This window comes from Rhizobium sp. B21/90, assembly GCF_019355815.1.
Classification (GTDB): Bacteria; Pseudomonadota; Alphaproteobacteria; order Rhizobiales; family Rhizobiaceae; genus Rhizobium; species Rhizobium rhododendri.
This window is the reverse complement of record NZ_CP072162.1, coordinates 1,835,818-1,847,708: the sequence shown is the minus strand read 5'-3', so window position 1 is coordinate 1,847,708 and position 11,891 is coordinate 1,835,818. Positions and strand designations below refer to the sequence as shown.

Below are 11,891 nucleotides of genomic sequence, written 5' to 3'. Positions count from 1 at the left end.
CCGCAGACATGAGGCCAGCAGAGCGAGAGGTCGTCTTCTCCAAGCGCGCACTTGCCGCAACGATAACAGGGATCGACAGCGATGACGGCGCCGACGACATGATTGTAGGCCTGTCACTGGGTGAGGCTATCCTGTTCGTCGCCGAAGAGGCAGGTATAGGCGCTTCCAACGCCCATGTTTCTTATGGCGAGAGCAGAACTCTCAGCTATACCGATTGTCTCAGTGTCTATCGAGATTTCGGGCTATCCCTCAAGGCTGACGCGAAGAGTTGAGATTGTGAAACGCAGTGCCGGCGTACTGATCTACCGCTTTGCCACACATGGGGCACCCGAAGTCCTGCTCGTCCATCCGGGCGGCCCCTTCTGGGCCCGCAAGGACGAAGGCGCCTGGTCGCTTCCAAAAGGCGGCATCGAACCGGACGAGGACGATCTCGCCGCGGCCCGCCGGGAGGTCCGCGAGGAGATCGGCACCAGCCTCAACGGTCCGTTCACGCTGCTCGGGGAAATCAGACAGCCTGGTGGCAAAGTCGTCGTCGCTTTCGCGGCCAATGCCGAGATCGATGCAGACGCGATCGTCAGCAACAGTTTCGAAATGCAGTGGCCGCCGAAATCCGGCCAGATACAAAGTTTTCCGGAAGTCGACCGCGCCGGCTGGTTCGATCTCGATCAGGCGGAAATCAAGCTGCTGCGGGGGCAACGACCGTTTCTCGAGGCATTCAAGGCGTTCATGGAGCGCCTTGACGTCCCTAGTCGTCGAGCGTGATCCACGCGGGAGCATGATCGCTGGCATGCGCCCAGCCGCGGACGTCCCTGTCGACCCCGGCGTCGCACAGCCGCTCGACCAGCGAGGGACTGAGGAGGAAGTGGTCGATGCGCAAACCGGCATCGCGGGCATAGGCGTTGCGGAGATATTTCCAGAACGTATAGATCCGTTGATCGGGGTGCATCTGCCGTATGCCGTCTGTCCAGCCTTGATCGAGGAGCTCCCGGAAGGCGTAGCGGACATCGGGATGAAACAGCGCATCGTCGATCCAGCGTTTCGGATTATAAACGTCGAGTTCGGTCGGCATCACATTGAAATCGCCGGCAAGGACGACCGGGACCTCGAGCTCCAGAAGCTCGGTCGCATAGTCGGCGAGGCGCTGGAACCAGGCTAGCTTGTATTCGAACTTCGGGCCTGGTTGCGGATTGCCGTTCGGAAGGTACAGGCAGCCGACCAGGACGCCGCCGATTGCCGCCTCGATATAACGGCTCTGTCCATCGTCATCACCGGGCAACCCGCGTCTGGTCTCCAGCGGCATAGCGTCCCGCGCCAGGATTGCCACGCCGTTCCAGCTTTTCTGCCCATGCCAGATCGCCCCGTAGCCTGCCCGCTCGATTTCCCGAGCCGGGAAGCGGGTGTCCGGCGCCTTCAATTCCTGCAGACAGACGATGTCCGGACTGAATTCGTCGAGCCAGCGCAGCAGGTTTTCGAGGCGACCGTTCACGCCGTTTACATTGTAGGTCGCAATTTTCATCTGATGGCGTCCCTGCGCGTTGCAAGCCGCAACTCTCGCCTCGCAAACGGGTCAGGCGGCAAAAGGATGCATGCGGCCTGCCATGACCTTGCAGTTCCACTCCCTCGGCCGACCCGGGAAAAATCTGCTTTTATCTCTTCCGCTCCATGCTATCAGAGGGGATCGACAGGGGTGCTCCGTATTGCCGGGGCTGAGACCGAAGCGCACATGCTTCCAAACCCTAAAGCTGATCTGGATAATACCAGCGGAGCGAGGCGGGCTAAAATGTTTTCAGGCGCACAAATATCACTTTATCCGATGACCGACGATTTCGTCGGCGTCATCCACGGCGCGCTCGGTGCTCTGGACCCCTATCGTGACCAGATGCGGGTGTCGACCGACGATCTCTCGACCCTGCTGGTCGGCTCGACCGACGTACTATTTCCAGCGATGCGCGACCTCTTCGTGGCGGCAGCCTCATCGGGCAAGCACTGCGTACTGCACGCCACGGTATCGCGCGGCTGCCCCGGCGAACCCGACGATCCGATCTGCACGCCAAGCACCAGCATGGTCAGCACCCTACCGCTCGAAGAACGCAAGCAGGCGGCTCTCGCAGCCGTTCGCGAAACGCCCCTGACGGGAGAGACTGTCTCCGCGCAATTCTCGCTCTACGTTCTCGGCATCGATCAGCACATGGACGAGATCTACGGCTGCATCGACTTCCTCAAGCAGTCCGGCGTGTTCCACAGTTCAAAGAACTTCTGCACCAAGCTGCGCGGCGATGCCGGCGCGGTCTTTGCGACGATCAACGAGGCCTTCTGCCGCTTTGGCCCGACCATGGGCCACGTCACGCTCGATATCACTATATCTGCCCATAGCCCCTCGTCATCCTGAGATCAACCGGGGAAGCCAGCATTACTGTCGAGGATCGTTGCCGAGGTCTCGCGCCGGTTTCGGTTTGGCGAACAGATAGCCCTGAACCTGCGTGCAGCCGATCTCCTGGAGAACGGCGAACTGCTCCTCGGTCTCCACGCCCTCCGCCGTCGTCGACATCCCCAGGGTCTGGGCAAGAGCGGTGATGAGCCGGACGACGGACAGTGATTCCGAATGCAGGGTCAACTCGCGGATGAACGACCGATCGATCTTGATCTTGTCGAAGGGGAAACTTCTGAGATTGGACAGCGACGAATAGCCGGTACCGAAATCATCCATAGCAATCGAGATGCCGAGTTTCTTGAGGGCCAGCAAGGTCGACGCCGTATGGGCGCCTGCATCGAGCAGGACGGATTCCGTGATTTCCAGCTCCAGCCGGCCGGCCTCGAGCCCGCTATCCGTCAGGGCCGCGACGACCGTCTGGATCAGGTTGTCGTTACGGAACTGGATCGGGGAAAGATTGACGGCGACCGTGATGTGGTCAGGCCAGCGCACGGCATCGGCGCAGGCCTGGTTGAGCACCCACGCACCGAGCGCGCCGATCAGCCCTGTATCCTCGGCAATCGGGATGAAGTCCATTGGCGGGATTTGACCCATCCGGGGATGGTTCCACCGTAACAGCGCCTCGTAGCCGGATACCTGACGCGTCGCGGTGTCCACGAGAGGCTGGTAGTAAACTTCCATCTCGCGCCGCTTGAGCGCTTTGCGCAGATCGACTTCCAGCGCCTTTCGCGCCAGCAGCCGCTCGTCCATGTCAGGACGGAAGACGCGCACGCGTCCCTTCCCTTCGGCCTTGGCCTCGTACATGGCCAGATCCGCGTATTTCAACAGTTCTTCCGGATCCGAGGAATGCTGGGGAAACTTTGCCACGCCAACGCTGGCGCCAATGGTCACCTCGTGATCGTCCAACAGGTAAGGACGCGTCAGCTCTGCAACCAGCCGGATCGGCAGCTCCAGGCTCTCCTTCTCGCTGGCTTCCTCGCTCAAATCCTCGTTGGCTTTAAGGATATTGATGACAGCAAACTCATCGCCGCCGATGCGGGCGACGACGTCGCGGGGGCCGACATGGGCGAGCAGGCGCTGCGATACCCGCTGCAGAAGCTCGTCTCCAACGTGGTGCCCCATCGTATCGTTGACATCCTTGAAGCCGTCGAGGTCAAGGAAACATACGGCCACCGCGTCGCCGTCGCGCTTTGCCTCCTTCAGCTTGCGCTCCAGCATCTCCATGAACAGCACCCTGTTCGCCAGATTGGTCAGCGCATCGTGATGGGCCATGTGGGCGATGCGCGCATCCAGCCGACGCCGCTCCGTGATGTCCTCGTAGGTCGCAAGCCAGCCGCCTTCCGGCAGCGGCTCGTGGGTCACCACGTAGGCCTTGCGATCGGAAGCCTCATGCATGAAGACGCCGCGCCGCGCTTCCTTGATCAGCGGAATCTGGAGGGCAAGAAGCTGTTCGAAGGTCGAAGAACCAGACCCGGACTCGGAGGTTTTGGCAATGCTGTCGATGGACGTACCGCTGGCGATGCCGCGCGGCCGCGCCGCCATCGTCGAGAAGCGGTCGTTGCAGACGATCATGCGGCCGTCCTTGTCAAACATGCACAGCGCCTGCGTCATGTTGTTGAAGGCCGTCAGATAGCGAAAATTCTGCGCGTCGGTTTCCCGCGATGTGCGCTGCAGCTCTTCCGTTGCCCTGTTGAGTTTGTCGCGCGCGCGCGCAAGCAGCCGGTTGTGCTGGACAAGAAGGATGATCAGAGCGATGCCGCAGAGGATGAGGCCAGCGGTCAGGCCCGTATAGATCAGATGCAGCCGCTCAAGACCGGCCTCGTCTTCATCGATCTTCTTCGCACCGCTTTCGATTGCAGCGGAACCGAGCGCAATGACATCGGGCTCGATATCGGCGAGGATCTTCAATGCCGGCTGAGGATCGAATGGCGCCGTATCGCTCGCCGGCATCGAACGGTCGACCGTATCAAGCGCCGTCTTCAGCTGTTCGATGGCCAACTTGTTGAAATTGTCGTTGCGGACAAAGTTTCGAAAGGTGGCGTTTTCCAATACGCCGAGACGATTGAACATGATGTCCAGCCGAAGCCGCACATCTTTCAACGACACGCCGCTACCCGGGACCGAATAGGCCAGCAGCGTCTTTTCGAGCCGCAGCAATTCCGAGGACGTCTGGCTGACGCTCCAGGTCTCGTTATAGCCTGCGACCTGATGCAGGGCTTCCTGCCGCTCGATGATCACATAGGAGAGATAGGAAGAAGAAAGGACGAAAAAGCAGACCACCCCGGCGAGCACCCACTGGATCTTCCTGAACGCAACGGTGGTGCTTCGCAACGCCTGTTACTCCACGACGAGCTTGGCGAGTTGCCAGGCTGATCGGCCGTAATATGTCTGCGTCTGCAACTCGCTGTTGCTGTCGAACGGATAGACGATAAACAGCGGTCCCTTGTCGCGAACCGGCATATATTGACCGTCGCGCTTGATCGCCAGCATTGTGCCGTACTCGGCGAAATCGGAAATCGGGATGTTGATGGCGTAGTCGTTGAGCGCGACTGCGCGGACGCTTGTGCCTTTGGCCCCGACCATCTTCATCAGCTTGTCCATAGGCACGCCTTCGAACGTCACCACGCCCTCGTACCAGGGCGTCTTGGTCGACATCTTTTCCATGCCGAGGGCCTCCAGCATCGGCAGGTCGAACTGCGCAGTCCCCGCAACATTGGTGTTTGTGATGTCACCCGAAATCACCAGGATCGGCGCAGACTTCGGCGCAGCAAGGGATTGCGCCATTGAGGCCGATGACACCGCAAGACCGACGGCGATTGCGATAACCGCCCAAAATAACTGTCGCAAGAAAAGCTCCGATTCGAATAATTTTAAAATATGTGCGCTTGAAAATTCTTAATCCGGTAACCCCGAAAGGTCAGTTATCACCCGATCAATCATTTGCAACTGCTCTTGCTGCCCAGCAATCTCCCAAAGCCGGTCTTGGCCAGGCAGATCACTACCCACAGCGCGCCTGACGTGCAGGGTGGCATTTTGATCCCGGCTCAATTGCACTGAAAAGTTCTGTATTCTGCCGGCGCAACCCTTCAGCGAGCACTTTAGTTCCAGACTTTTGAAAAAGACCTGGCTTGGATAAGATTGAGGGCTTGGACAGCACTAAGGGCGATCGACTTGGTGGATGGCAGAGACCTTGATCCGCCATCCGTCAAGTTCGAACGTCCCGTCCCGGCTTGTGACCGCACGGACAATATCCGCATCGGTAATTTTCGCCTTTTTCGGAGCCGTCTTGCCAACGATGGCCCGCAGGCGTGGCAGGGTGAGTACGCCGTTATGCAGCGCAATGCCCCTGTAGTGAACAGAAGCGTGAAAAAGCGTGGAAGCCTCGATCATCATCACCTCCCTGATCGACCATCGGCGATCCTCCTCGCAGGTCCCGATATACATAACTTAGTAACATGACGCATTCGGCACAATGGTGGGGTTATCGGATGACGCGCTAAGCGCGAAATTCCTTAACGAATTTTATAGAATTCGCGGAAAGATCCAGACCGGAACTTGCGTACCCGGACCGTAGGTATCCTCCAAGGATACCTACAACAAATTGATTTTAAAGAGAATTTGGTGGGTGATGTAGGGCTCGAACCTACGACCCGCTGATTAAGAGTCAGCTGCTCTACCAACTGAGCTAATCACCCGCACCGCTTGTTCTTCCGGTGTGAGGGCGATATAAATAGGATCGCTTTCATTGTCCAGCCGATTGACGAATTTTCTTTGCCGAATTGTCAAAAAAAACCGGATAAGTCAGAAAACCCTTTAAAATCAAAGATCCAGCGTTCCGGACGCGATGCGAACAGCCTGGCCGCCAATACGCGCATTGGAAATTTCACCATTGGTGACATCGATGTGCAGATGGATGAGCGACGGCCTGCCCATCTCCACGCCCTGTTCGACGATGATCGGATGATGGCCATCCGGCAACCTGTCGAAACGATGGATGGCGCCGGACAGCGCGGCGACTGCGGACCCCGTTGCAGGATCCTCAACGATGCCCATGCCGGCGGCAAACATCCGCGCATGGAACTTTGCGGTGTGGTTGACCGCGCCTCGGCAGTAGAGGTAGGCCGAGGCCAATGCCCCGTCGACGAAGGGCACGGTCTTCTCCCAGAGCTGCGGATCGAACTCCACACGCCCGGCGGTGCCTATGTCGCGCACGGGAATGAGCAGGAACGGCACGCCGGCCGACCACAGCGACACGACGTGATTCTCGAAAGCGAGTTCGCTCGGCTGCAATCCCAGGGCATTGGCGATCCCGAGCCTGTCGAGCGGCAGGGTGATCTGCTGCGATTTGCGCGGCAGGTCGAATTCGGCAAAGCTCGCCTGCTGCTGGCGGAGGCGAACGGCGCAGCGCACCGGTCCGACCTTCTCCTCGAGCACGCACACCAGATCGAGTTCGCCGCCATTTCCGGCATGATTGCGCTCGGCAAGAGCTATAGCGGTGCCGACGGTCGGATGGCCGGCAAACGGCAGTTCACGCCCGGGCGTGAATATCCGCAAGCTGGCGCTGTGGGCAGGATTGGTCGACGAGCAGACGAAGACAGTCTCCGAAAGGTTCATCTCTCTCGCGATCGAAAGCATTTCCGCGTCGCCGAGCCCGTCCCCGTCGAAGATCACGGCCAGCGGATTGCCGGCCAGTTTGCGATCGGTGAACACATCGTAGATGCCGTAACTGCGAGCCAAATCAGCCTCCTGAAATCTTCGACGACGGGCAACCTGCCCGACCGCGCTGCCAAGTGCAAGGCGACTGGCTCAAGCCTGCCGATTGAAATACCAGTCGAGGATGGTCACCATACTCCCGTGGTAGGGCTGAGCCTTCGGATCGGCCGAACGAATGACCACAGCGCCGGCAATTTCCTGCTCCTCGTCGTCAATCATGTGCCGCTCGATTGCCGCCACCAATTCTTCCGCCGTCTGCGAAAAACGGAAAATGCGAAACAGCGTGACGGTGCTGTTCTGGTGGACCCCGTAATATCCGCCATCGGCCGTCGCAAGGTCCAGATCGAGCCCGGTTTCCTCCCCTACCTCGCGACGCATATTGGAGGCTATGTCGCAGAAACCGTCGACGATATCGTGTTCGTCTAGCGAGCCGGCAGCAAAATACACCTGGCCGGGATTGGCGGTATGCGCGCCCATCCTGATTGCCACCAGCGCCCCATCGGAGCTGGCGATGACGGGATAACCGAACAGATGAAAGCCGCCGCTGCGATCCGCCTGCTTGCGCCACCACATGAAGGACGAGAACGGCACCACGTGACCCTCGCCGCGAATTCCGGAAGAGGTGATCTCCAGACGTCGCTGGAACACCATCCGGCCGTCGAACAGCGTCGGGTTGGCGGCAATCTCCGCTGCCCAGTTGGCCGTGATGGCATCGGCATTGGCAAGATGGACCGGATGGTCGCCGGCCAGCACCCGCAGTTCTACGGCAGGAACCGCAATAACAGTCTTCTCAGGCGGCCATCCGGCGGTTTCTTCGATGCGTGTCGTGTTCATTATAAATTCCAGTGTCATGAGGTCGGAAAGTCGAGATGCGTGCTGCCTGTGCAAGCCACCGCATCGATGGCATCTCGATATCGGGAAATTTAGCCGGCCTTTCCTGTGACGGTCGATTTGAACTTGCCCATGAGGTAGGGGCCGGAAAGGACAGGCGCATATTTCGGGCTATCGCCCGGCGCCACGCAAGACGGCAAGCAGGAGATTTCCGAAAACCAGTTCGGCTGGTGAAAGAAGGCCAGTGACTGGCGACGCTGTAGCCCACCCTCCTCCGCAGACGGATTGACCACCCTGTGCATAGTCGAGACCCAGCGGTCGTTGGTCCACAGCGCCATGAGATCGCCTATGTTGATGACAAATGCACCGGGTACCGGCGGCACCGGTGTCCAGCTGCCGTCCGGTGCGATGATCTCAAGTCCCTTGGATCCCGGCTGCGGAAGCAGGATCGTCAGGCTGCCATAGTCCGTATGCGCACCCGCACGCAGTTGCCCCGGCTCGGGAGACACTGCCTGTTCCGGATAATTGAGAGCTCTGAGGGCGCTGATGGGAGCGTCGATATGGGCATCGAAAAAATGTTCGTCGAGCTGCAGTGCCGTCGCGAACACCCGCATGATCCGCGCAGCAAGGTCTTCCATTGCGCTATAGTAGTTCTTCCAGGCCTCGGTGAAACCCTTCGGAGCAGATGGCCAGATCGTCGCCGCATAGCAAAAGCTAAGCGCCTCCGTATCCGTCATACCCGGCGGTACGGCCAGAGGCCCGCCATTGAAACTCTCTTTCAGATCAGGCGGTGTCTCGACGTTACGCGATTTAGCCAGCGCTTCCGTGCCGGGCCCGAGATAACCGTAGGGATAGCCAGGATAAGGGGCACTGGCCTGCTGTTTCTCTGCCGCGGGCAAGTCGAAGAAGGCCTTTGTCGTAGCCCAGATGTCCTGAATAATGCCGTCGCTGATGCCGTGGTTGGCGATTGCCAGGAAGCCTGTCGAGCGGCAGATATCATCGACAACATTGCCAAGCCTTCGCTTATCGGAAGCCCCTGCAGCCTCATAGGCGCCGAGATCGAAGATTGGAAAAGCTGTGCTCTGCATGGCGACTCCTTTTGAACGACACTCGACTGAAACACAGCTGGCAGAGGGCGACAACCACCTCATGAGGGAGATCGCCATTCAGTGGCTACAGCCTCCAGCCGGCGCGGATGACCACCGGTATCCGGTCGCCCGGTGACACCGAATGGCGGGTGTAGGCGCGCAGGACCTGGCCATCGGGCAGAGCTAGCCGCACGGCATAGCGTTCGCCCTCGTAAAGCACCGCCTCAACGCTGCATTCGATCCCTTCGGCATCGGCGATGACGTCCTCCGGACGCACCAGAATATCGACAGATGCGCCACGACTGCTCGACGAACCCGCCATCAGAGGCGCCAGCGCCCTCCAGTCGAGGGCTCGTCCGACCGTCTCGGGCGATAGCGGCAGCGAAAGAATGCTGCCTTGGCCAATCAGGCTACCCACCAGCTTCCCCTCGGGACGGGCATAGATCTCGGCGGGTTCGGCAACTTGCAGCAAACGGCCTTCCGACATGACGGCGACATCCGTTGCCAGCGCCATCGCCTCGCTCTGGTCGTGCGTCACATAGACCATCGTGGCACCAGAGCGCTGGTGGAACTCGCGGAACGTTTCCTCCATCTCCTTCTTCAGATGTCGGTCCAGATTGGCGAGTGGCTCGTCGAGCAGCACGACGTCGGGCGATGTCACCAGGCAGCGCGCCAGCGCCACCCGCTGTCGCTGGCCGCCAGAGAGGTCAGCCGGGCGACGCTCGGCATAATCACCAAGCCGCACGGTGCGCAGCGCCTCCATCACCCTGTCGCGATAGTCCAAACCGGAAATGCCACGGACCTTGAGCGGATAACCGACATTGTCGGCGACGTTCATGTGCGGCCATAGCGCATAGGACTGAAACACCATCGCCATATTGCGTTTTTCCGGCAGGAGAGCGGACATCGCATTGGCAAGCAAACGGTCGCCGAGATGGATCGAACCTCCCGTCGGCTGCTCGAAACCGGCAATCATCCGCAGCACCGTCGTCTTGCCGCAACCGGATGGCCCGAGAAGCGCGAGGAACCCACCCTCGCGCACGGTCAGCGAAAGTCCTTCGACGGCGGCGCGACCCGTTCCGAAATCCTTGCTGAGCGTATCGAGGATCAGCTGCGCCACGGCACCACTCCCTTCGGCAGCCGATTGGCCAGAAGCTCCAGAAGCAGCATCAGGAGAACCACCATCGCAACGACCAGCACGGACATCGCAGATGCGAGGTCGGAGCTGCCGCTGTCGTCGAGATTGTAGATGACCACGCCAAGCGTCTGCGTGCCCGCCGACCAGAGCAGCGCCGACACCGTCAACTCGTTGCAGGCAATGAGAAATACGAGGATGACAGAGGCACCGGCGGCCGGCGCTATCAGCGGCACGATGATATCGACCAGGCGGCGCCGGAAGCCTGCCCCCGAGAGCCGCGCCGCTTCTTCCAGCGCCGGATCAAGCTGCAGGAACGCGCTCATCACCGGTTTGAGGCTGACGGAAAAATAGGCCGAGAAGTAGGCAAGCAGGATGATCCAGATCGTGCCGTAGAGCGTGACATGGATGAGCGGCAGGGGCGCTGCAAACAGCAGGATGAAGCAGACAGCGATGATGATCCCCGGCAGCGAATAGGGAATGTCGATCAGCCCCGCCAGCAGCCGGCTGGCAAGGTCCCGCCGCTTCGTCAGCACGTAGGCGGCAAGCACCGTCAGCACCAGCAGGCCGAGCGCTGTGGCGCCAGCGAGAAACAGCGAATTGCCAAAAGCGACCCGTGTCACCGACTGGTGAAACAGGATTTCCTCGAAGGCATGCAACGATGCCGTCTTCAACGAAAGCGGCACGCCGTAGGCAGGCACCAGCGCGCCGGCGACAAGCGCAAGGAATGGCGCCACCAGCATGATGAACACCAGCCCCCAGAGCAGCGGTCCGGCGGCAAGTTTCCAGCGTCCAAGCGCAAAGGCAGCTGACGCACCGGAGAGACCGATGACGCGGTAATCCCGCCCTCGCAGCGCCCGGTTCTGCAACGCAAGCCCGGCAATCGAAATGACCGCGATGATCGACGACAGCACGGCGACATCCCCGAATGTGCGCGGGCCAAAAGCGGAGAACTTGGTGAAGATCAACGTCGACAGCGTGAAGATCGAGGCGGGAATGCCGAGGATCGCCGGAATGCCGAAATTGCCGATGGACGAGACGAAGGCGATCGCAGCACCGGCAACGATGCCCGGCATCGATAGCGGAAGGATGACATCGCGAAACACCCGGAAGCCACCCGCGCCGGAAAGCCGGGCAGCCTCGACGCCATCGCGCGGCAACGCCATCAGGCCGGCCCGCAGAGCGAGATAGACCAGCGGCGCGTGCTGCACACCGTAGAGCAACGCGATACCGCCGATCGAATAGAGCGGCTGTGGCGACCCCAGCGGCGGCGCGATGTGGAGTGCTTTGAGCAGCGGGCTCGAGGGGCCGCTCATCTGCACCCAGGCGAGCGCCGTGACCTGCGGCGGGATCATCATCGGTAGCACGAAGAGGAAACTGAGAATGCCCTTTCCGGGAAGATCGGTGAGACCGAGCAGGAAGGCAAACAGGCAGCCGATGGCCACGGAAATGACGGTGCCGATCACCGCGGTCTCGACCGTGTACCAGGTGGATTGCCACAGGCCGGCATCGGAGACGAGATCATATGCACCGCCGTGCAGCAGAGCTGCGATGCCGGCAACGGCAAGGCGCACCAGCGGCATGGCCGACAGGATCAGAACGGCAAGGACAACGAGGGGAAACAGCCAGATTGGCTGGCCATTTCCCCGGCGAAGATAGTCTGTCATGCGTGGTCCAGGTTGATCGACGGGAT

At 60.2% G+C, this 11,891-nt stretch carries 12 protein-coding genes, 1 tRNA gene and 1 riboswitch; of the genes, 3 read left to right on the top strand and 10 right to left on the bottom strand.

The features are described from left to right. Positions 1-8 precede the first annotated feature (8 nt). Both J5278_RS08785 and J5278_RS08780 read left to right on the top strand, forming a co-directional pair. Positions 9-272, top strand: a complete 264-nt coding sequence (locus J5278_RS08785; RefSeq protein ID WP_209184000.1) for a hypothetical protein — start codon at positions 9-11, stop codon at positions 270-272. A gap of 1 nt (position 273) precedes the next feature. Beyond that, positions 274-762: an NUDIX domain-containing protein gene (locus J5278_RS08780; protein ID WP_209184135.1), complete on the top strand. Its 489-nt coding sequence runs from the start codon at positions 274-276 to the stop codon at positions 760-762. Here J5278_RS08780 and xth read toward each other — a convergent pair. Continuing rightward, positions 746-1,516, bottom strand: a complete 771-nt coding sequence (xth, locus tag J5278_RS08775) for an exodeoxyribonuclease III (protein ID WP_209184001.1) — start codon at positions 1,514-1,516, stop codon at positions 746-748. The two genes, J5278_RS08780 and xth, sit on opposite strands and share 17 nt — an antisense overlap. Positions 1,517-1,673: 157 nt before the next feature. Beyond that, positions 1,674-1,786, top strand: a riboswitch (TPP riboswitch). Between xth and J5278_RS08770 the strand changes: the two genes are divergently transcribed. Continuing rightward, positions 1,781-2,389 (top strand): YkoF family thiamine/hydroxymethylpyrimidine-binding protein, encoded by a 609-nt coding sequence (locus tag J5278_RS08770; protein ID WP_209184002.1) that lies wholly within the window; start codon positions 1,781-1,783, stop codon positions 2,387-2,389. (Overlaps the previous riboswitch by 6 nt.) 21 nt (positions 2,390-2,410) lie before the next feature. On the opposite strand, the gene J5278_RS08765 is transcribed toward J5278_RS08770, so the two are convergent. The 9 genes from J5278_RS08765 to J5278_RS08725 form a co-directional block, all read right to left on the bottom strand. After that, positions 2,411-4,762 (bottom strand): bifunctional diguanylate cyclase/phosphodiesterase, encoded by a 2,352-nt coding sequence (locus J5278_RS08765; protein WP_209184003.1) that lies wholly within the window; start codon positions 4,760-4,762, stop codon positions 2,411-2,413. Between the two features lie 6 nt (positions 4,763-4,768). Next, positions 4,769-5,215 carry a molybdopterin-dependent oxidoreductase gene (locus tag J5278_RS08760; protein ID WP_142823601.1) on the bottom strand — a complete coding sequence of 149 codons (447 nt, stop codon included), beginning with the start codon at positions 5,213-5,215 and terminating at the stop codon, positions 4,769-4,771. Positions 5,216-5,587: 372 nt separating this feature from the next. Further along, on the bottom strand, positions 5,588-5,821 hold the full coding sequence (locus J5278_RS08755; protein ID WP_142823126.1) for a hypothetical protein: 234 nt from the start codon (positions 5,819-5,821) through the stop codon (positions 5,588-5,590). 229 nt (positions 5,822-6,050) lie between these two features. Beyond that, positions 6,051-6,126: transfer RNA gene (locus tag J5278_RS08750), tRNA-Lys, on the bottom strand. Positions 6,127-6,250: 124 nt separating this feature from the next. Continuing rightward, on the bottom strand, positions 6,251-7,168 hold the full coding sequence (locus J5278_RS08745; protein ID WP_209184004.1) for a PhzF family phenazine biosynthesis protein: 918 nt from the start codon (positions 7,166-7,168) through the stop codon (positions 6,251-6,253). A 69-nt stretch (positions 7,169-7,237) separates the two neighbouring features. Then, entirely contained in the window at positions 7,238-7,978 is a 741-nt protein-coding gene (locus tag J5278_RS08740; protein WP_247749107.1) for an NUDIX hydrolase, read from the bottom strand. An 89-nt stretch (positions 7,979-8,067) separates the two neighbouring features. Continuing rightward, positions 8,068-9,063 carry an isopenicillin N synthase family oxygenase gene (locus J5278_RS08735; RefSeq protein WP_209184006.1) on the bottom strand — a complete coding sequence of 332 codons (996 nt, stop codon included), beginning with the start codon at positions 9,061-9,063 and terminating at the stop codon, positions 8,068-8,070. Between the two features lie 85 nt (positions 9,064-9,148). Beyond that, the gene (locus J5278_RS08730) at positions 9,149-10,183 is read right to left on the bottom strand and encodes an ABC transporter ATP-binding protein (protein WP_219258333.1); all 1,035 of its coding nucleotides are present in this window, start codon (positions 10,181-10,183) and stop codon (positions 9,149-9,151) included. Then, a complete protein-coding gene (locus tag J5278_RS08725) occupies positions 10,171-11,865 on the bottom strand; it encodes an iron ABC transporter permease (RefSeq protein WP_209184008.1) in 1,695 nt (564 codons plus the stop codon). Before J5278_RS08725 ends, J5278_RS08730 begins: the two co-directional genes overlap by 13 nt. Between the last annotated feature and the right edge of the window lie 26 nt (positions 11,866-11,891).